The 18,175-nt window shown below is 62.0% G+C and carries 19 protein-coding genes; 15 read left to right on the plus strand and 4 right to left on the minus strand.

Annotated elements, in window-relative coordinates; all coding sequences use genetic code 11:
- Nucleotides 1–6: 6 nt before the first annotated feature.
- The 4 genes from rpsI (at nucleotide 7) to erpA (ending at nucleotide 2,543) form a co-directional block, all read left to right on the plus strand.
- Nucleotides 7–399 carry a 30S ribosomal protein S9 gene (gene rpsI / locus AC1RJW_RS25195; protein WP_010393285.1) on the plus strand — a complete coding sequence of 131 codons (393 nt, stop codon included), beginning with the start codon at nucleotides 7–9 and terminating at the stop codon, nucleotides 397–399.
- 169 nt (nucleotides 400–568) lie between these two features.
- Nucleotides 569–1,606 (plus strand): N-acetyl-gamma-glutamyl-phosphate reductase, encoded by a 1,038-nt coding sequence (gene argC, locus AC1RJW_RS25200; protein ID WP_493047361.1) that lies wholly within the window; start codon nucleotides 569–571, stop codon nucleotides 1,604–1,606.
- A gap of 90 nt (nucleotides 1,607–1,696) precedes the next feature.
- Nucleotides 1,697–2,086 carry a bactofilin family protein gene (locus tag AC1RJW_RS25205; protein WP_071079490.1) on the plus strand — a complete coding sequence of 130 codons (390 nt, stop codon included), beginning with the start codon at nucleotides 1,697–1,699 and terminating at the stop codon, nucleotides 2,084–2,086.
- A 94-nt stretch (nucleotides 2,087–2,180) separates the two neighbouring features.
- On the plus strand, nucleotides 2,181–2,543 hold the full coding sequence (erpA, locus tag AC1RJW_RS25210; protein WP_029496047.1) for an iron-sulfur cluster insertion protein ErpA: 363 nt from the start codon (nucleotides 2,181–2,183) through the stop codon (nucleotides 2,541–2,543).
- A gap of 178 nt (nucleotides 2,544–2,721) precedes the next feature.
- Here the strand turns inward: erpA and AC1RJW_RS25215 are convergent, their stop codons facing one another.
- Nucleotides 2,722–3,816: an anhydro-N-acetylmuramic acid kinase gene (locus AC1RJW_RS25215; protein ID WP_493047362.1), complete on the minus strand. Its 1,095-nt coding sequence runs from the start codon at nucleotides 3,814–3,816 to the stop codon at nucleotides 2,722–2,724.
- A 136-nt stretch (nucleotides 3,817–3,952) separates the two neighbouring features.
- Nucleotides 3,953–5,320 carry a M23 family metallopeptidase gene (locus tag AC1RJW_RS25220; protein ID WP_493047363.1) on the minus strand — a complete coding sequence of 456 codons (1,368 nt, stop codon included), beginning with the start codon at nucleotides 5,318–5,320 and terminating at the stop codon, nucleotides 3,953–3,955.
- Nucleotides 5,321–5,474: 154 nt separating this feature from the next.
- On the opposite strand from AC1RJW_RS25220, the gene tyrS reads away from it, so the two are divergent.
- The 11 genes from tyrS to AC1RJW_RS25275 all read left to right on the plus strand — a co-directional run bounded on the left by tyrS (nucleotide 5,475) and on the right by AC1RJW_RS25275 (nucleotide 14,624).
- A complete protein-coding gene (gene tyrS / locus AC1RJW_RS25225) occupies nucleotides 5,475–6,740 on the plus strand; it encodes a tyrosine--tRNA ligase (RefSeq protein WP_326458177.1) in 1,266 nt (421 codons plus the stop codon).
- The gene (dtd, locus tag AC1RJW_RS25230) at nucleotides 6,737–7,183 is read left to right on the plus strand and encodes a D-aminoacyl-tRNA deacylase (RefSeq protein ID WP_493047364.1); all 447 of its coding nucleotides are present in this window, start codon (nucleotides 6,737–6,739) and stop codon (nucleotides 7,181–7,183) included. Before tyrS ends, dtd begins: the two co-directional genes overlap by 4 nt.
- A 32-nt stretch (nucleotides 7,184–7,215) precedes the next feature.
- Nucleotides 7,216–7,848 carry a YbhB/YbcL family Raf kinase inhibitor-like protein gene (locus tag AC1RJW_RS25235; protein WP_493047365.1) on the plus strand — a complete coding sequence of 211 codons (633 nt, stop codon included), beginning with the start codon at nucleotides 7,216–7,218 and terminating at the stop codon, nucleotides 7,846–7,848.
- 3 nt (nucleotides 7,849–7,851) lie between these two features.
- Entirely contained in the window at nucleotides 7,852–8,496 is a 645-nt protein-coding gene (locus AC1RJW_RS25240; RefSeq protein ID WP_493047366.1) for a histidine phosphatase family protein, read from the plus strand.
- Between the two features lie 150 nt (nucleotides 8,497–8,646).
- The gene (gene dusB, locus AC1RJW_RS25245) at nucleotides 8,647–9,699 is read left to right on the plus strand and encodes a tRNA dihydrouridine synthase DusB (RefSeq protein ID WP_493047367.1); all 1,053 of its coding nucleotides are present in this window, start codon (nucleotides 8,647–8,649) and stop codon (nucleotides 9,697–9,699) included.
- 168 nt (nucleotides 9,700–9,867) lie between these two features.
- Nucleotides 9,868–10,101 carry a helix-turn-helix domain-containing protein gene (locus tag AC1RJW_RS25250; protein WP_008445162.1) on the plus strand — a complete coding sequence of 78 codons (234 nt, stop codon included), beginning with the start codon at nucleotides 9,868–9,870 and terminating at the stop codon, nucleotides 10,099–10,101.
- Nucleotides 10,102–10,197: 96 nt separating this feature from the next.
- The gene (purH, locus tag AC1RJW_RS25255; protein WP_326458182.1) at nucleotides 10,198–11,784 is read left to right on the plus strand and encodes a bifunctional phosphoribosylaminoimidazolecarboxamide formyltransferase/IMP cyclohydrolase; all 1,587 of its coding nucleotides are present in this window, start codon (nucleotides 10,198–10,200) and stop codon (nucleotides 11,782–11,784) included.
- 98 nt (nucleotides 11,785–11,882) lie between these two features.
- Nucleotides 11,883–12,422 carry a crossover junction endodeoxyribonuclease RuvC gene (ruvC, locus tag AC1RJW_RS25260; protein WP_353658912.1) on the plus strand — a complete coding sequence of 180 codons (540 nt, stop codon included), beginning with the start codon at nucleotides 11,883–11,885 and terminating at the stop codon, nucleotides 12,420–12,422.
- Between the two features lie 58 nt (nucleotides 12,423–12,480).
- Complete coding sequence (gene ruvA / locus AC1RJW_RS25265) at nucleotides 12,481–13,059, plus strand: Holliday junction branch migration protein RuvA (RefSeq protein ID WP_493047368.1); 579 nt, start codon at nucleotides 12,481–12,483, stop codon at nucleotides 13,057–13,059.
- A 6-nt stretch (nucleotides 13,060–13,065) separates the two neighbouring features.
- Nucleotides 13,066–14,121, plus strand: coding sequence for a Holliday junction branch migration DNA helicase RuvB (ruvB, locus tag AC1RJW_RS25270; protein WP_046683444.1), 1,056 nt, complete (start codon nucleotides 13,066–13,068; stop codon nucleotides 14,119–14,121).
- A 32-nt stretch (nucleotides 14,122–14,153) separates the two neighbouring features.
- Nucleotides 14,154–14,624 (plus strand): YaiI/YqxD family protein, encoded by a 471-nt coding sequence (locus AC1RJW_RS25275; protein WP_070312433.1) that lies wholly within the window; start codon nucleotides 14,154–14,156, stop codon nucleotides 14,622–14,624.
- Between the two features lie 41 nt (nucleotides 14,625–14,665).
- On the opposite strand, the gene AC1RJW_RS25280 is transcribed toward AC1RJW_RS25275, so the two are convergent.
- Nucleotides 14,666–15,811 (minus strand): OmpA family protein, encoded by a 1,146-nt coding sequence (locus AC1RJW_RS25280; RefSeq protein WP_493047369.1) that lies wholly within the window; start codon nucleotides 15,809–15,811, stop codon nucleotides 14,666–14,668.
- A gap of 13 nt (nucleotides 15,812–15,824) precedes the next feature.
- Nucleotides 15,825–18,134 carry a beta strand repeat-containing protein gene (locus tag AC1RJW_RS25285; protein WP_493047370.1) on the minus strand — a complete coding sequence of 770 codons (2,310 nt, stop codon included), beginning with the start codon at nucleotides 18,132–18,134 and terminating at the stop codon, nucleotides 15,825–15,827.
- Nucleotides 18,135–18,175: the final 41 nt, after the last annotated feature.

Raw genomic sequence — 18,175 nt, forward strand, 5'->3', positions numbered from 1 at the left:
ACTGACATGATCGGTAATTACAATTATGGAACCGGCCGTCGCAAAAGTGCAGTGGCTCGGGTTTTTATCAAAGTTGGCACAGGCTTGATCGTTGTTAACGGCAAACCAGCAAACGAATACTTTTCGCGCGAAACGGGTCTGATGGTCATCCGTCAACCTCTGGAACTGACCGGCAATGTCGAGCGTTTCGACATCAAAGTCAACGTCCATGGCGGCGGTGAGTCGGGCCAGGCTGGTGCAGTTCGTCACGGCATCACCCGCGCTCTGATCGACTACGATGCAGCGCTGAAACCGGAACTGGCGAAAGCCGGCTTCGTGACCCGCGATGCACGTGAAGTCGAGCGTAAAAAAGTTGGTCTGCGCAAAGCACGTCGCGCAAAGCAATTCTCGAAGCGTTAATTCTTACGCTACAGCACCTTTTTGGTGCTGGTCGAAAAGCCGCTGGACTTCGGTCCCGCGGCTTTTTTGCATTTCAGCGGGATGTGCCGTTGCGCTGTAAAATACGCGGAAAACCCGTAGGGGCAGCATTTCCCTTTATCTTTATGCAATCTATACACAAGGAAAGAACATGATCAAAGTTGGCATCGTCGGCGGCACTGGATACACGGGCGTGGAATTGCTGCGCTTGCTCGCTACCCATCCAGATGTCGAGTTGACGGCGATTACTTCGCGCAAGGAAGATGGCTTGCCCGTTGCCGACATGTATCCTTCCCTGCGTGGCCACGTCAAGCTGGCGTTTTCCTCGCCGGACAAGGCGAACCTGGAACAGTGCGACGTGGTCTTCTTTGCCACGCCGCATGGTGTTGCCATGGCACAAGCACCAGCCCTGCTGGCTGCCGGCGTGAAAGTCATCGACCTGGCCGCCGACTTCCGCCTGAAAGACCAGGCCAAGTTCGAGCAGTGGTACAAGATTCCCCACACGGCCCCCGAGCTGATAGCCCAAGCCGTGTATGGCTTGCCGGAACTGAACCGCGAAGACATCAAGCAGGCCAGGCTGATCGCCAACCCCGGTTGCTACCCGACCACCATGCAGCTGGGCTTCTACCCGCTGCTCAAGGCGGGCCTGGTCAATGCGGGCGGTTTGATCGCCGACTGCAAGTCGGGCGTGTCCGGCGCCGGCCGCAAGGCGGAAATCGGCATCCTATTCTCGGAAAGCAGCGACAGCTTCAAGGCCTATGGCGTGGCCGGTCACCGCCACCTGCCGGAAACGACGGCGCAGCTGCAGCGTTTCACGGACGACAAGGTGGCGCTGACCTTCACGCCGCACCTGGTGCCGATGATCCGCGGCATGCATTCGACCCTGTACGCGCAGCTGAACAAGGATGTCAGCAATGAAGAATTGCAAGCCTTGTTCGAAGCGCAATACAAGGATGAGCCTTTCGTCGACGTGATGCCGTTCGGTTCGCACCCGGAAACCCGCTCCACGCGCGGCTCGAACATGCTGCGCCTGGCCTTGCACCGCCCTGAAGGCGGCAATACCGTCATCGTGCTGGTGGTGCAGGACAACCTGGTCAAGGGCGCTTCGGGCCAGGCCGTGCAGTGCATGAACTTGATGTTTGGCTTGAAAGAAACGGCCGGTTTGCAACATATCGCCTTGCTGCCATAAAAATAGGCAGCAGTGCTTGCGCAGGTCCGGCGCCTTTTTGCCGGACCTGTGCTAAATTGGACTGCCACGTACACCAACAGGATGACGTTCATGTTCGAGCGCAACGCGAAAAACCCCATCGACACCCTGATAGGCGCTTCCACGCGGATTGAGGGCGACTTGCTGTTTTGCGGCGGCTTGCGCATCGATGGCCATGTGCGCGGCAATGTCACGGGCGAGCCTGGCGAGCCCACGCATGTGGTGCTGGGCGAGGCGGGCCGCATTGATGGCGAAGTGCGCTGCTCGAGCCTGGTTGTCAGCGGCGAGATCAATGGCCCCGTGTACGTGTCCGAAATGCTTGAAATCCAGCCAAAAGCCCGCATTGTAGGAGAGGTCTACTACAAAGTGCTGGAAATGCACAGCGGCGCATTGGTGCAAGGCAAGCTCAGTCGCCACGACAGCGCCGACCCCGTGCTGCACCTGGCCGTGTCGGAAATGTGAGCAGGAACAACACCGGCCAGCCGCCTCTGCGGCCGCCGCAGCGCGAGTTGTGCCAACAGTCTATAATGAGGCTATGTTTTCTGAGGAGTCTGAAATGAATGCAGTCGCTGAAATGCAAGATGTGATCCCTTCGCCTATCATCTTTACCGATAGCGCCGCCGAAAAAGTCGCGCAGCTGATCGAGGAAGAAGGCAATCCAGACCTGAAATTGCGCGTCTTCGTGCAGGGCGGCGGCTGTTCCGGCTTCCAGTACGGTTTCACCTTCGACGAAATCGTCAACGAAGATGACACCACCATGGTCAAGAACGGCGTCCAGCTGTTGATCGACTCCATGAGCTACCAGTACCTGGTCGGCGCGGAAATCGACTACAAGGATGACCTGGAAGGCGCGCAGTTCGTGATCAAGAATCCGACGGCGACGTCGACCTGCGGTTGCGGTTCGTCGTTCTCGGTATAAGCAAGCACACCTGAGAAAACGTCCATGGCGGCGTTGCATTGCCTCGCCGTACTATTCGTACTGTCTTCGGCAACGCGCCTTGCCCTGAACGTTTTTCAGGCGCGCCGGTTTACAGGCGCAGCATAAAAATAGCGGATCATCGATCCGCTATTTGTGTTTCTGGAGCAATTGTTCCATATCAACGTGGGTACAGCGCTCCCAGTACTCTCAGCCCCTGCGCACCCGTCACGGCCGGCAAGTTGCCCGGCTTGCGCTGCGTAAAACGCCAGGCCAGCCAGGCAAACGCCAGCGCTTCGACCTGGCTGGGTGCCACGCCCAGCGCTTCCGTCGATGCCACCGCCATGCCCGGCAATTCCCGGGCCAGGGCCGCCATCAGGCTGGCGTTCTGCGCGCCGCCGCCGCACACATACACGGTTTCCGCTTGCGCCCCGTCGCGCGCGATGGCGTGCGCCAGGCTGGCGGCAGTCAGCTGGGTCAATGTCGCCTGCACGTCGGCGGCTTGGGCGCCACGGTGATTCGCCAGCTTGCCTTGCAGCCAGTCGGCGTGAAAGAGGTCGCGGCCCGTGCTTTTCGGTGCCGGCAAGTCAAAATAGGGATCGTCGAGCAAATCCGCCAGCAGGGCAGGCAAGACTTTGCCCGTGGCGGCCCAGGCGCCGTTGGCGTCATACGGCTGGCCCAGGTGCCGCAAGGCCCAGCCATCCATCAGCGCATTGCCGGGGCCCGTGTCGTAGCCCGTCACCGTGCCGTCCGCGTGCAGCACGCTGATATTGCTGATGCCGCCGATATTGGCCAGCACGCGCGTGTGGCCGGGCAAGTTGAAGATGGCCTGGTGAAAAGCGGGCACCAGCGGCGCACCCTGGCCGCCGGCCGCCACGTCGCGGCTGCGCAAGTCGGCGATGACGTCGATGCCCGTCAGTTCCGCCAGCAGGGCCGGGTTGTTCAACTGGCGCGTAAAGCCCAGCTCGGGGCGGTGGCGGATGGTCTGGCCATGCGCGCCGATGGCGGCGATGGCGTCCGGGCCGATGCCCGCGTCGTTCAATAGCAGGGCGACGCAGTCGGCGTAATGGCGGACGAGCTGATTTGCTGCCAGCGCTTCGCGTTCGATTTCATTCTGGCCGGCACTTTGCAAGGCCATCAGGTTGTCGCGCAGGCTGGCGGGAAAGGGAATGTAGGCGTCGCCCAGGCTGCGCGTGCCGCCATCGTCGGCAAAGTCGACCAGCGCGCCGTCAACGCCGTCCAGGCTGGTGCCAGACATCAAACCGATATACAGCATGGGGGTGTCCTTGAATGCATAAGTGATGGGGTGCATTGTGCCGCATTTGTGCCGTACGCAAAAGCGCGGGAAAAAACAAAGGCACCGGCCATCTGCATGGGCGGTGCCTTTATATGTTGCCCGAAGGCAGTGTTACTTAGCGCGAAGCCAGTGCCGTGTCGTTTGGACGCAGCAAGGTGAAGCGGTGCATCATGTCGGCGGAGACCATGCGGAAACGGCTCAGCTCGGCAGCCGTCAACGGCGCCTGGGCTTGTACGTTCAGCTTGCTTGGATCCTGTGCCACGCCGCCGACGCGGAATTCATAGTGCAAATGGGCGCCCGTGGACCAGCCGGTGGTGCCGACGTAGCCGATCACATCGCCCTGGCTGACTTTTTGACCTTTTTTCAAGCCCGAAGCGAAGCGGCTCATGTGCGCATAGGCGGTGGTGTAGTTGGCCCAGTGTTTCAGAACAACAACATTACCGTAGCCGTTCTGGCTGCCGACGGAATCGACCACGCCGTCACCGGAAGCGCGGATAGGCGTGCCCGTTGCTGCGGCGAAATCGATGCCCTTGTGCGCTTTCCAGTTGCCGGAAATCGGGTGCACGCGCATGGAGAAACCGGACGAGATGCGGGAAAATTCGAGGGGGGATTTCAGGAAGGCTTTTTTGAGGGACTTGCCGTCGAAACTGTAGTAACCGCCGCCTTGCTTGCTGGCTGGGTCTTCGAACCAAACGGACTGGTAAGTCGTGCCGCGGTTGGTGAATTCACCGGCCAGGATGCGGCCCGCTCGGACAAATTCGCCATCTTGCCAGAATGTTTCGTAGACAACATTGAACGAGTCGCCGCGTTTCAGGTCGGAACGGAAGTCGATATTGGTGGAGAACATTTCCACGATTTGCGCGGAAATCGAGTCTGGCAGGCGGGTGCCGTCCAGGCTGGAGTCGGTCGCGGCAAACAGGGTGGAAGTGATCTTGCGCGCGTGCATTTCAACGCGGCGTTCCAGCTGGGCTGCCACTTCCGTGGCCACGAACTTGTCGCCCTTGCGGGTGATCAGGATGTTCTTGACCGATTTGTCGGTACCGTCGACGAGGGTGGCGCGCATCCAGTTGAGGTCGCCGTTTTCGGTCGTTTGCGCTTGCACGCGCTTGCCCGATTTGAGCAACATCACGCCGCGCGCGATCTTGTCGGTCTTGATGAAATTGGCGGCCGCCGGATCATCCACGCCGAGACGGGTCAGCAGGGTGGCGAGGGTATCGCCAGCGCGGACTTTTTCTTCGTGGGTGAAATTCTGGTCTACCTGTTCCATCGCGGAAATTTGCGAGGCGAGATCAGGCATTTCCAGGTTCTGGGCGATGGACGTGACCGGCAAGTCCGATGCGTCGGGCGCCATGGGCGACACAGCGACCGCGCCGAAGGCGGCTACGGCGAGCAGCACTGCGGACGCGCCGATAATGCGTGCCTTGCGTGTCGTCGTCAGCTGTGTGTACAAGCGTGAGCCTGTGATTTTATGTATAGGGTTCATGCAATCAGTTAAAATTTGCCCTTGAACGATTCGTGAACTAGTGCTCTTTGTTATTGTTATTTTGGTTCGTTTTCATACGGCAAGATTGATGGGATCGAGCATTATAACAAACTCCGCAAACCTACTACCATTTTGAGATCTACAGTCAAATTTTATGGAAATCAACACCACCGCATCGCCTACAAAGGCTAACGCCGCTCAGACCGCGCTTCCGCTGTCGGACAGAGTACAAGAAGCCCTCGCGATTACCAAGCGTGGCGTCGACGAACTCTTGATCGAAAGCGAATTTGCGCAAAAATTAGCGCGTTCCGAGAAAACCGGTGTTCCACTGCGCATCAAACTGGGCCTGGACCCGACTGCACCCGACTTGCATCTGGGCCACACTGTCGTGCTGAACAAGATGCGCCAGCTGCAAAACCTGGGCCATCAAGTCATTTTCCTCATCGGCGATTTTACTTCCATGATCGGCGACCCTTCGGGCCGCAACGTCACGCGCCCGCCGCTGACCAAGGAACAGATCGAGATTAACGCGATGACGTATTTCGCGCAAGCATCTTTAGTGCTGGATGCCAGCAAGACGGAAATCCGCTATAACTCCGAGTGGTGCGATCCGCTGGGCGCGCGCGGCATCATCCAGCTCGCTTCCCACTACACGGTGGCGCGCATGATCGAGCGCGACGACTTCACCAAGCGCTTCCAGGGCGGCATTCCTATTTCCGTACACGAATTCCTGTACCCGCTGATGCAAGGCTACGACTCGGTGGCCCTGAAATCGGACCTGGAACTGGGCGGCACGGACCAGAAATTCAACCTGCTGGTGGGCCGCGAACTGCAAAAGCAGTACGGACAGGAGCAGCAGTGTATTTTGACCATGCCGCTGCTGGAAGGTTTGGACGGCGTGGAAAAAATGTCCAAGTCGAAGAATAACTACATTGGCATCACGGAACCGGGCAACACCATGTTCGCCAAGCTGATGAGCATTTCCGACGTCATGATGTGGCGCTACTACGAGCTGCTGTCGTGGCGCTCGATCGCCGAACTGGCCCAGTTGAAGCGCGAAGTCGAGGAAGGCCGCAATCCGCGCGACGCCAAGGTTGCGCTAGCGCAAGAGATCGTCGCCCGCTTCCACTCGCAGCAGGCTGCCGAAGATGCGCTGGCCGATTTCGTCAACCGCTCGAAGGGCGGCATTCCCGACGATATCCCGGAAGTGACCCTGGCCGGCGCCCCGCTGGGCATCCCGCAATTGCTGAAACAGGCGGGCCTGTGCCCGTCGACGTCGGAAGCCATGCGCAAGATCGACCAGGGCGGCGTGCGCATCGACGGCACCGTCATCAGCGACAAGGCGCTGCAAGTGGAAGCCGGTCAGTTCGTGTTGCAAGTTGGCAAGCGCAGTTTCGCGCGCGTCACCTTGACAGCATGATCGCGCTGCTGCAAAGAGTCACGCAGGCCAAGGTCGACGTTGCCGGCGCCACCATCGGCGCCATCGACGCTGGCCTGATGGTGCTCGTGTGCGCCGAGCGGGGCGATACGGAGAAGGAAGCGGACGCCTTGCTGACCAAACTGCTCGGCTACCGCGTGTTTGCCGACGAGGCGGGCAAGATGAACCGCAGCGTGACGGACGTGGCCGGCAGCTTGCTGCTGGTGCCGCAGTTCACCCTGGCGGCCGACACCAAGTCCGGCACGCGCCCGTCGTTTACGCCGGCGGCCGCGCCGCAGGACGGCTTGCGCCTGTTCACGCATTTCGTGGAGCAGGCGCGCAGCCGCCATGCGACCGTGCAAACGGGGCAGTTCGGTGCCGACATGCAAGTGTCGCTGACGAACGACGGGCCCGTCACCTTCTGGCTGCAAGTGGACGCTAAATAAGTGCAAAACAATAACTACAAGGGGAGCAAGCGATGAAATTGTGGAGCGAGACGTTTCGTGACGGCGGCCTGATGCCGGCCGACCATGCCTTTGCCGAGATCGATCCGGCCAGCCGCGTGCGCCTCGCCGGCAACCGCAATCCCCATCTGGCCTGGGACGATGTGCCGAACGGCACCGAGTCGCTGGCCCTGTTCTGCATCGACCCCGATGCGCCGCAGGACGCCAGCCTGGTCAACCGCGACGACCAATCCCTGCCGCTGACGGCGCCGCGCGGCGACTTTTATCACTGGAGCTTGCTCGACTTGCCGCCCGCCATGCGTTCTATTGCTGCCGGGGAATTTTCCAGCGGCATCACGCCGCGCGGCAAGGCTGCAGGTACTGGGCTGCGCCAGGGCATCAACGACTACACGGGCTGGTTTGCCGGCGATGCCGCCATGGCCGGCGATTATTACGGCTATGATGGCCCATGCCCGCCGTGGAATGACGAGCGCATCCACCACTATATTTTCCGCCTGTATGCGCTCGACGTGCCGCGCCTGGAGCTGTCCGAGCGTTTTACGGGGCAGCAAGCCCATGCCGCGCTCTACGGCCACATCCTCGACGAAGTCCAGCTCGTCGTTGCCTACTCGCTCAATCCCGAGTTGGCACTTACCCTGAAGAAATAAAGCATGAGCACCACGATTTTATTGATACGCCATGGCGAAACGGCCTGGAATGCGGGCCGCCGCCTGCAGGGCCACATCGACATCGCCCTGAACGAGGCGGGCCTGGCGCAAGCGGCCGCCTTGGGGCAGGCGCTGGCGGACGAAGCACTGGCCGCCATCATCGCCAGCGATCTGCAGCGCGCGCAGCAGACGGCGCAAGCCGTGGCCGACGTGCAAGACTTGCCCGTGCAAACGGACCCCTTGCTGCGCGAGCGCTGCTACGGCGCCTTCGAAGGCTTGCTGTACGCGGACATCGCCGCGCGCTATCCGCACGAGTATGCGCAATGGCAATCGCGGCAGATCGATGCCGTGATGCCGTCGGGCGAGCGCGATGCGGAAAGCTTCCGCCAGTTCTATGCGCGCGCGAATGGCGCCATCGCCCACTGGGCCGAACGCTATGACGGCCGGACGATCGCCATCGTGGCGCATGGCGGCGTGCTCGAGTGCGCCTACCGCGAGGCGGTCGGCATGACGCTCGACAGCCCGCGCGACTTCCAGGTGAAAAATGCCAGCGTCAACCGTTTTTCGTATGCGGACGGCAAGCTGCATTTAGTGCACTGGGGAAATATCGAACACCTGAGCGCGCCCGCGATGGACGAGCTGGGCTAAGCCATCGTTGCGCCCCGCCACCGTTCAGTTTTGCTGTGCTGCACAAGCGTATCGCCCGCTCTGACGCACTGAGCCAAAAAAATAGTGCTTATTAAATAGGCAGGGAATCGGTTAAAATAGCAGGTTCCTCCGTCCATTCCAGGTTCTTCAGTGCAAATCGGCCCTCACATTCTGCGCAACAATGTTTTCGTCGCTCCCATGGCGGGCGTGACGGATCGGCCTTTCCGCCAGTTGTGCAAGCAGCTGGGTGCCGGCTATGCCGTGTCGGAGATGGCGGCGTCGAATCCGCGCCTGTGGGCAACGGAAAAAAGCGCGCGCCGCACGGACCACAACGGCGAAATGGAGCCGAAAGCCGTGCAGATCGCCGGCGCCGATCCGCAAGACCTGGCCGACTGCGCCAAGTTCAACGTGGACCGGGGCGCGCAGATCATCGACATCAACATGGGTTGCCCCGTGAAGAAGGTGTGCAACAGCTGGTGCGGTTCGGCCCTGCTGCAAGATGAAAGCCTGGTCGAAAAGATCCTGCACGCCGTCGTCAATGCCGTCGACGTGCCCGTCACCCTGAAATTTCGCACGGGCTGGAACCGTTCCAACAAGAATGCTCTCACCATCGCCCGCATCGCCGAGCAAGCGGGCATCCAGATGCTGACCCTGCACGGCCGCACGCGCGCCGATGGCTACAAGGGCGATGCCGAATATGAAACGATTGCCGCCGTGAAAGCATCGGTGGGCATTCCCGTGGTGGCCAACGGCGACATTACCACGCCGGAAAAGGCTCGTTTTGTGCTGGATCAAACGGGTGCCGATGCCGTCATGATCGGCCGCGCGGCGCAGGGCCGGCCGTGGATTTGCCGCGAAATCGACCATTTCCTGCGCACCGGCACCTTGTTGCCGGCGCCGTACGTGGATGAAGTGCGTACCCTGATGGATGAGCATTTGCGCGCCCATTACGCGTTTTACGGGGAATTCCTCGGCGTGCGCACGGCGCGCAAGCATATCGGCTGGTACGTCAGGGATCTGGAAGGCGGCGAAGCGTTCCGCCAGGAAATGAACCTGCTGGAGTCGACGGATGCGCAATTGCTGGCCGTCGATCAATTTTTTGAGTCGCAATGGAAATTTGGCGAACGGTTACAATACCGCCTCTCCGAATCCAGTGAAAGTGGCCTGATCGATGTGATCAAACCTATGGCCACGGCAGCATGAGCAGATAGCAACAAGTAGGGTAAATCAGTTACCAGCAGTACAAGGGCGAGCGCCTATACAGAGCGTCATGCAATATTAATTACAACACCGAGGCAAGAGGGCAGCACGCGGACCGCATGAGCGGCGCGGCACCGGATTGCCAGGTGTTCAGCCGGTTGAAGCATAAAAATGAGCAAAGAAAGCATTCAGGAAGTCGTACAGAAAAGTCTAGAAGATTACTTCAATGACCTGGGCGAACAGCAAGCATCGAATATCTATGACATGGTCGTGCTGACCGTGGAAAAGCCCATCCTGGAAGTCGTGATGACACGCGCCGATGGCAACCAGTCGCACGCCGCGCAGATGCTGGGCATCAACCGCAATACCCTGCGCAAGAAATTGCAGGAGCACGGTTTGCTGTAATGCCGGCATGCAAGTGACGCCAAGATTTGAATCCGCCGCAGCCCGGTACCGGGCCTGCGCCATTCGCCAAGAACACTTAACCACCTAGCCACAGCCATGATCAAACAAGCTCTCCTCTCCGTTTCCGACAAGACCGGCGTTCTCGACTTCGCCCGCGCCCTGTCCGCCCTCGGCGTCAACCTCCTGTCCACCGGCGGCACCGCCAAATTGCTGGCAGACAACGGTGTTCCCGTCACGGAAGTTGCCGATTACACGGGTTTCCCGGAGATGCTCGATGGCCGTGTGAAGACCCTGCACCCGAAAGTGCACGGCGGTATCCTGGCGCGCCGCGATTTCCCTGAACACATGTCGAAACTGGTCGAGCACGACATGCCGACCATCGACATGGTGGTCGTCAACCTGTACCCGTTCCAGGGCACGGTCGCCAAGGCCGATTGCACGCTGGAAGACGCGATCGAAAACATCGATATCGGCGGCCCGACCATGCTGCGTTCGGCGGCCAAGAACCACAAGGACGTGGTCGTCATCTGCGACCCGACCGACTACGACGCGGTGCTGGCGGAAATCCGCTCGGCCGACGGCAAGGCCGGCGACGTCAGCTATGACACCAAGTTCATGCTGGCGAAAAAAGTCTTTGCGCACACGGCGCAATACGATGGCGCCATCACCAACTACCTGACCAGCCTGGGCCCGACGAAGGTGCACGCCGAGCGCGGCGCCTATCCGCAAATCCTCAACGTTGCATTTGAGAAAGTGCAAGACATGCGTTACGGCGAGAATCCGCACCAGAGCGCCGCCTTCTACCGCGACCTCGTCACCACCGATGGCGCGCTGGCCAACTACCGTCAGCTGCAAGGCAAGGAATTGTCGTACAACAACATCGCCGACGCCGATGCAGCCTGGGAATGCGTGAAGAGCCTGGGCGGCTTCGAGCAAAGCGCCGCCTGCGTCATCGTCAAGCACGCGAACCCATGTGGGGTCGCCCTGGGCAAGAACGCGGCGGAAGCCTATGCGCGTGCCCTGCAGACGGACCCGACCTCCGCATTCGGCGGCATCATCGCGTTCAATACGGAACTGGACGGCGCCACCGCCGGCGAAATCGCCAAGCTGTTCGTGGAAGTGCTGATCGCTCCATCGTTCTCCGCCGAAGCGAAACAGATTCTGTCGAGCAAGCAAAACGTGCGCATGCTGGAAATTCCGCTGGGCAATGGCGTCAACGCCATGGACTTCAAGCGCGTCGGCGGCGGTCTGCTGGTGCAATCGCCGGACGCGAAAAACGTCGGTATCGGCGACTTGCGCGTGGTCAGCAAGCTGCAGCCAACGCCGCAGCAATTGTCCGACCTGATGTTCGCCTGGAAAGTGGCGAAATTCGTCAAGTCGAACGCCATCGTCTTCTGCGGCAATAACATGACTCTGGGCGTGGGCGCAGGCCAGATGAGCCGTATCGATTCGGCCCGCATCGCCTCGATCAAGGCGCAAAACGCGGGCCTGTCGCTGACCGGTTCCGTGGTGGCGTCGGACGCCTTCTTCCCGTTCCGCGATGGCCTCGACGTCGTCGTCGACGCGGGCGCGACCTGCGTCATCCATCCGGGCGGCTCCATGCGCGACCAGGAAGTGATCGATGCGGCGGACGAGCGCGGCGTCGTGATGCTCTATACGGGAACGCGTCACTTCCGTCATTGATATGGAACAGGCCGGGATTCAATACCCGGCCGGCAGTAACTCAGCGGCAGGCACCGGTTATTCACCGGTGCCTGCCGTATTCATTATAGAATCTGGCGATGATTATTCTTGGCATCGATCCTGGCCTGCGCACGACCGGCTTTGGGGTCATTGAAAAACACGGCAACAAGCTGCGCTATATCGCGTCGGGGACCGTCAAGACGGGTTCCGAAGGGGAATTGCCGCCGCGCCTGAAGATCATCCTGCAGGGCGTGAGCGAGATCGTCGGCACCTACCAGCCCGATTGCGCGGCCATCGAAAAAGTGTTTGTCAACGTCAATCCCCAATCGACCTTGCTGCTGGGCCAGGCACGGGGCGCGGCCATTTGCGCGCTGGTCCACGCCGACCTGTCGGTGGCCGAATACACGGCCCTGCAAGTGAAGCAGGCCGTCACGGGCCACGGCAAGGCGGCCAAGGAGCAGGTGCAGGAGATGGTTTCCCGCCTGTTGTCGCTGCCCGGCTTGCCCGGCACGGATGCGGCCGATGCCTTGGGCGTGGCCATTTGTCACGCCAACAGCATCGATGCGCTGGCCATGATCGGCGCGCTGGCGCCGCAATTGCAGGGCTTGCGCATGAAGCGCGGCCGTTTAGTAGGTTAACTGCGGCATGGCCCTCATAATCAATAAAAACTACGATACACAACATTAGGAACACGCGATGATAGGCCGTCTCTCCGGTATTTTGCTTGAAAAAAATCCGCCACAATTGCTGGTCGATTGCCAGGGCGTCGGCTATGAAGTCGACGTGCCGATGAGCACGTTTTACAACTTGCCCCACGTGGGCGAAAAAGTCGTGCTGTTCACGCACCAGGCCATCCGCGAAGATGCGCACCTGCTGTTTGGCTTCGGTAATGCGGCCGAGCGCGCCGTGTTCCGCCAGTTGATCAAGATCACGGGCGTGGGCGCGCGCATGGCGCTGTCAGTCCTGTCCGGCATGACGATTGCCGACCTGGCCCAGGCGATCACCCTGCAGGACTCGGGCCGTCTGGTGAAAGTGCCGGGCATCGGCAAGAAGACGGCGGAACGGCTGCTGCTGGAATTGAAGGGCAAGATCGGTGCGGATCTCGGTCCGCTGGGCGCGCACGCGGCGCCCGATGCGCAATCGGATATCCTCAACGCGCTGGTGGCGCTCGGCTATTCGGACAAGGAAGCGCTGGCCGCCGTGAAAAACGTGCCAGCTGGCAGCGGCGTCTCGGATGGCATCAAACTGGCGCTGAAAGCGCTGTCGAAAGGCTGATAGGGCATGAGCATCCAGACCGACAGCTTCACGGAACAGCGCATCATCGACGCGGCGCCCATCTCGCACAACGAAGAGGCCATCGAACGGGCCTTGCGGCCCAAGCAGCTCGACGAGTATGTGGGGCAGGAAAAGATCCGCGACCAGCTGGAAATCTTCATCACGGCGGCGCGCCAGCGCAAGGAAGCGCTCGACCATACCTTGCTGTTCGGTCCGCCGGGCCTGGGCAAGACGACCTTGGCGCACATCATCGCGCGCGAAATGGGCGTCAATCTGCGCCAGACTTCCGGCCCCGTGCTGGAGCGCCCGGGCGACCTGGCGGCGATCCTGACGAACCTGGAAGCGAACGACGTCCTGTTCATCGATGAAATCCACCGCCTGTCGCCCGTGGTGGAAGAGATTCTGTATCCAGCGCTTGAGGATTATCAAATAGATATCATGATCGGCGAAGGCCCGGCCGCCCGTTCCGTGAAACTCGACCTGCAACCGTTTACATTAGTGGGCGCCACCACGCGCGCCGGCATGCTGACCAACCCGCTGCGCGACCGCTTCGGCATCGTCGCGCGGCTGGAGTTCTACAACACGGGCGAGCTGACGAAGATCGTCACGCGCAGCGCCGCCTTGCTGAAGGCCCCGATCGACCCGGAAGGCGCGATTGAAATCGCCCAGCGCGCGCGCGGCACGCCCCGCATCGCCAACCGCCTGCTGCGCCGCGTGCGCGACTTCGCGGAAGTCAAAAGCAATGGCGAGATCACCAAGGTGGTGGCCGACCGCGCGCTGGCCATGCTCGACGTCGATTCCGCCGGTTTTGACGTGATGGACCGTAAATTGCTCGAAGCCGTGCTGTTCAAGTTCGGCGGCGGCCCCGTCGGCATCGGCAATCTGGCCGCCGCCATCGGCGAAGCGGCCGATACCATCGAAGACGTGCTGGAACCTTACCTGATACAGCAAGGTTTCCTGCAGCGCACGCCCCGTGGGCGGGTCGCCACGCCGGCCGCCTATCTGCACTTCGGCGTCAGCGCGCCGCGCATGGGCCCGGGCGGCGAAGCGTGGGAACTGTGATGGCGGAAGGTAGTCAGCCGACCGCGCCGGGCATGCAGATCTGGATCGATGCCGACGCCTGTCCCGTGGTCATCAAGGAAATCCTGTACCGCGTGGCCGACCGCCTGGAGTTGCCGCTCACCCTGGTGGCGAACCAGGGCTTGCGCGTGCCGCCGTCGCGTTTCATCCGCACCGTGCAAGTGCCGTCCGGTGCCGACGTTGCCGACCAGGAAATCGTGCGGCTGTTGAATCCCGGCGACCTGGTCATCACGGGCGACATCCCGCTGGCGGCCGACGTGCTGGCCAAGGGCGGCTTTGCGCTGAACCCGCGCGGCGAGTTTTATACGAAAGACAATATCGCCCAGCAACTGACGATGCGCGCCTTCATGGAAGAATTGCGCAGCGGCGGCGTCGATACGGGCGGCCCGGCCGCCTTCAGCCAGTCGGACCGGCAGCAGTTCGCCAACAGCCTGGACCGGCATCTGAGCAAGCATCACCGCAAGCCGGCAGCGCCGCAGACGTAAAAAAACCGGCGCAAGCCGGTTTTTTTACGCGTCAGTTTGATCTAGCGCACAACTTTGCGCGTGCCCACCACTTCCACCGTCACGCGGCGGTTCTTGGCGCGGCCGGCGGCACTCGTGTTGTCGGCCACGGGCTGCGTTTCTCCCTTGCCTTCCGTGTAGACGCGGCTGGTTTCCACGCCTTGCGCCACCAGGTAAGCCTTGACGGCCTCGGCGCGGCGCTGCGACAGTTTCTGGTTGTAGGCATCGGAACCGACGGCATCCGTATGGCCGACCGTGACGATGACTTCCAGGTCCATGCCCGTCAACTGGCCCACCAATTGGTCCAGCGCCGCCTTGCCTTGCGGCTTGAGCGTCGATTGATCGAAATCAAACAGCGCTTCGGAAGCAAATGATACTTTTTCCGAGACGGGCGCCGGCGCCGGCTTCACCTCGGCCACAGGGGCCGGCATGGTTTCGCTGATTGGGGGCAATGCCGCCGGCACCGGCTGGTAGGCTGGCGTGGCGCTGGCCGGACGGCCCAGTTTATACACGAGGCTGACGGAATACAGGTCCGCATCGCCCCGGTTGCCGACGGCATCGTTCAGGCGATAACGCTCGACTTCGCCGCGCAGGGCCAGCGCTTCGCTGAACTTGTATTCGAGGCCCAGGCCCAGCTTGGCGTTGAGCTTGCGCTCGCTGGCATGCGTATTGGTTGAACCCAGCAGGCGGTTGCCGCTGAATTCCGTGTTCGTCTTCGTGTAGTGCATGCCGACCCGGCCAAGCAGGGACAAACGCTGCGACAGCGGCAGCTGGCCCAGCAAGTCCAGGTTCACGCCGCGAAAGGCCGCTTGTCCGTTGAGTACGCCGTTGCCGCTGGTGGTCGACTTGAAATCGAACTTGCCCAGGTCAAAGTAACCAGCTTCCACGGCGAAATACTGGTTCAGTTGCCGGCCGACAAACAGTTTATAGCCGGTGTCGCGCTGGTCCTTGCTGAAACCGGTGACGGTTTCGCCGTTGGCGGCCAGGCTGGCGCGCAGGCGCGGCTCGTCGATGGTGGCGCGCGACTGGCCCGCGCCCGCGCCGATGTACCAGGCGCTGTTGGCCCAGTCCGGGTTGATGAAGGTGTTGTCCTGCGCCTGCGCCGATTGCGCCGCCAGCAAGGCGCCGGCCATTACGCTCAGTGCGCCCAGTGTGTGTGCGATAGTCATGGTCATGTCCCGTTTATTTGGTGATCTGGTTGTTGCGCAGGGTAACGGCAGCGGCCGTCAGCACGCGGCCATTGAGCAGGGTCGTGTTGTCGCCCACCGTGATGGCGGCCGACTGGCCCAGGATATTGCCCTTGAAGACGCTGTTGGCGGCCAGGGTGGTCGGGCCGACAGGCAGCCAGGTGACGTTGTCGGCCGTGGCGCCATTATTCAGGGCAACCGCCGAATTGACGGTCGAGTTCAGGGTCAGCGCCGTGCGGAAGATGTACACGCCAGGACCGTTCAGGGTCAGGGTACCGGTGATGCTGATGGCGCCCGCATAGCAGTACACGCCGGGGCCGAAGGTCTGGCCGCCCAGGTCGATGCCGCCAGCAAAGCTGACGTCGCAGCTGCGGCTGTTGCCGTCCGTGATCGCCGCTTGCAGGTCCGTCATGGCGCCGGCCAGGATGGCACCCGACTTGTAGTTGGTAAAGCCGGCTGCCTGGGTCGGATCGACCGTTTGCGATGGCGAACCGACGTCGCCCGTGATCAGAGTGGTGCCGCCCGAATTGTTGGTGATCGAGGTGCCGGCCAGCACGCCGAACGGTGCCGCGCGGCCCAGGATGATCGGGTTCAGGACGGGCGGGATGGCGACTGCCGTGACGGTCAGCAGCGCGCTGCCCGACTGGCCGCCGGCCGTGGCCGTGATATTGCTGGTGCCGGCCGTGATGCCGGTGGCGATGCCCGTGTTCAGTACCGTGGCGGCGGCGATGGTGCCCGAGGTCCAGGCGGCGCCGTTGGTGATGATGGCGTTCGAGTTGTCCGAATAAGTTGCCGTGGCAACGAATTGCTGGACGCCGCCGACGGCGATGCTGGCGGTGGCTGGCGTGACGGCGATGCTGACCAGGGTGGCGGCAGGCACGGTGACGGTGGTGCTGGCGTTCTTGCCGTTGAAGCTGGCATTCATGACGCTGCTGCCAAAGGCAACGCCAGTCACCAGGCCGCCGCTGGCGACGGTGGCCGAGGCAGGCGTGGCGGAAACGAAGGCGCTGCCGGCGGTGACGTCCACGGTGCTGCTGTCCGAATAGGTGGCGATGACGGCCAGCTGGCGCGTTGCGGCAATCAGCACGGTCGGGTTTTGCGGCGCGACGGCGATCGACAGCAGTACCACGGGCGGCGGCACGACAACGGCCGTCACCGTCAGGGCGGCGCTGCCCGAGAGTGCGCCGGACGTGGCCGTGATGTTGGCGACGCCGACAGCGGCGCCGGTAGCGGCACCCGTATTGAGCACGGTGGCCGTGGCTGGCGCTGCACTGGTCCACAGGGCGCTGGCCGTGATGTTGGCGGTCGAGTTATCCGAATAGGTGGCGGTGGCAACAAATTGCTGCTGGGCACCGACGACGATGCTGGCGGTGGTTGGCGTGACGGCGATGGCGGTCATGGTGACAGCCGGGACGGTCACGGTGGTGCTGGCGGTCTTGCCGCCGAAACTCGCCGTCATGACGCTGCTACCCAAGGCGACGCCGGTCACCAGGCCGTTGGCGCCGACCGTGGCCGACGCTGCATTGGCCGCGCTGTAGCTGCTGCTGGCGCTGACGTCAGGGGTGGTGCCGTCCGAGTAGGTGGCGATGACCGTCAACTGGCGCGTCGCGGCGATCAGCACGGTCGGGTTTTGCGGCGTGACGGCAATCGACAGCAGCACGGCAGGCGTGACGGTCAGCACGGTGCTGGCGCTCAAGGTTCCCGTGGTGGCCGTGATCTGCGTGGCGCCGGCAACCTTGCCCAGCGCCAAGCCGCCAGCGGCGATGCTTGCCGTCGCTGGCGTCGCCGAGACAAAGGTCGATACGGCAGTGACGTCGTGCGTGCTGTTGTCGCTGAAACTGCCCGTCACCGCGAATTGCTGCGTGCCGCCGATGGCGATCGATGGCGTGAGCGGCGTGATGGCGATGGCGCGCAAGGTGGCTGGCGAAACGGTCAGTTGCGCCGCGGCAATTTTGCCGCCGAATGCGGCGCTGATGCTGCTGCTGCCGGCCGCCACGCCGGCGGCAATGCCGCTGCTGGCGTTGACGGTGGCGCTGGCCGGCGTGGCCGACGTCCAGGCCGCCTTGGCGCTGACGTCTTGCGAGGAGCCGTCGCTATACGTGGCGATGGCCGTGAATTGCTGGCCGGCACCGATGGCGACCGTGGCCGTGGCTGGTGTGACGGCCAGGCTGGACAAGGTGGCGCCCGGCAAGCCGAGGATGGGCTCGCGCCCCTGATCGCCGCCGCCGCAACCGGCAAGGGCGGCCATGGCCAGCAAACCTGCCGAGACGAGCAGCGGGTTCAGATATCGCTTGAAGAGATTCATACAGTTCCTTTGTGCATGGCAATCATTGCCGAGCATCCGCG

The organism is Janthinobacterium sp. GW822-FHT07A03, assembly GCF_058798815.1.

What these genes read in the sequence shown, in the direction of transcription:
- rpsI (WP_010393285.1), top strand. Translation starts at nt 7, where the DNA reads ATGATCGGTAATTACAATTATGGAACCGGCCGTCGCAAAAGTGCAGTG.
- argC (WP_493047361.1), top strand. Translation starts at nt 569, where the DNA reads ATGATCAAAGTTGGCATCGTCGGCGGCACTGGATACACGGGCGTGGAA.
- AC1RJW_RS25205 (WP_071079490.1), top strand. Translation starts at nt 1,697, where the DNA reads ATGTTCGAGCGCAACGCGAAAAACCCCATCGACACCCTGATAGGCGCT.
- erpA (WP_029496047.1), top strand. Translation starts at nt 2,181, where the DNA reads ATGAATGCAGTCGCTGAAATGCAAGATGTGATCCCTTCGCCTATCATC.
- AC1RJW_RS25215 (WP_493047362.1), bottom strand. Translation starts at nt 3,816, where the DNA reads ATGCTGTATATCGGTTTGATGTCTGGCACCAGCCTGGACGGCGTTGAC.
- AC1RJW_RS25220 (WP_493047363.1), bottom strand. Translation starts at nt 5,320, where the DNA reads ATGAACCCTATACATAAAATCACAGGCTCACGCTTGTACACACAGCTG.
- tyrS (WP_326458177.1), top strand. Translation starts at nt 5,475, where the DNA reads ATGGAAATCAACACCACCGCATCGCCTACAAAGGCTAACGCCGCTCAG.
- dtd (WP_493047364.1), top strand. Translation starts at nt 6,737, where the DNA reads ATGATCGCGCTGCTGCAAAGAGTCACGCAGGCCAAGGTCGACGTTGCC.
- AC1RJW_RS25235 (WP_493047365.1), top strand. Translation starts at nt 7,216, where the DNA reads ATGAAATTGTGGAGCGAGACGTTTCGTGACGGCGGCCTGATGCCGGCC.
- AC1RJW_RS25240 (WP_493047366.1), top strand. Translation starts at nt 7,852, where the DNA reads ATGAGCACCACGATTTTATTGATACGCCATGGCGAAACGGCCTGGAAT.
- AC1RJW_RS25250 (WP_008445162.1), top strand. Translation starts at nt 9,868, where the DNA reads ATGAGCAAAGAAAGCATTCAGGAAGTCGTACAGAAAAGTCTAGAAGAT.
- purH (WP_326458182.1), top strand. Translation starts at nt 10,198, where the DNA reads ATGATCAAACAAGCTCTCCTCTCCGTTTCCGACAAGACCGGCGTTCTC.
- ruvC (WP_353658912.1), top strand. Translation starts at nt 11,883, where the DNA reads ATGATTATTCTTGGCATCGATCCTGGCCTGCGCACGACCGGCTTTGGG.
- ruvA (WP_493047368.1), top strand. Translation starts at nt 12,481, where the DNA reads ATGATAGGCCGTCTCTCCGGTATTTTGCTTGAAAAAAATCCGCCACAA.
- ruvB (WP_046683444.1), top strand. Translation starts at nt 13,066, where the DNA reads ATGAGCATCCAGACCGACAGCTTCACGGAACAGCGCATCATCGACGCG.
- AC1RJW_RS25275 (WP_070312433.1), top strand. Translation starts at nt 14,154, where the DNA reads ATGCAGATCTGGATCGATGCCGACGCCTGTCCCGTGGTCATCAAGGAA.
- AC1RJW_RS25280 (WP_493047369.1), bottom strand. Translation starts at nt 15,811, where the DNA reads ATGACTATCGCACACACACTGGGCGCACTGAGCGTAATGGCCGGCGCC.
- AC1RJW_RS25285 (WP_493047370.1), bottom strand. Translation starts at nt 18,134, where the DNA reads ATGAATCTCTTCAAGCGATATCTGAACCCGCTGCTCGTCTCGGCAGGT.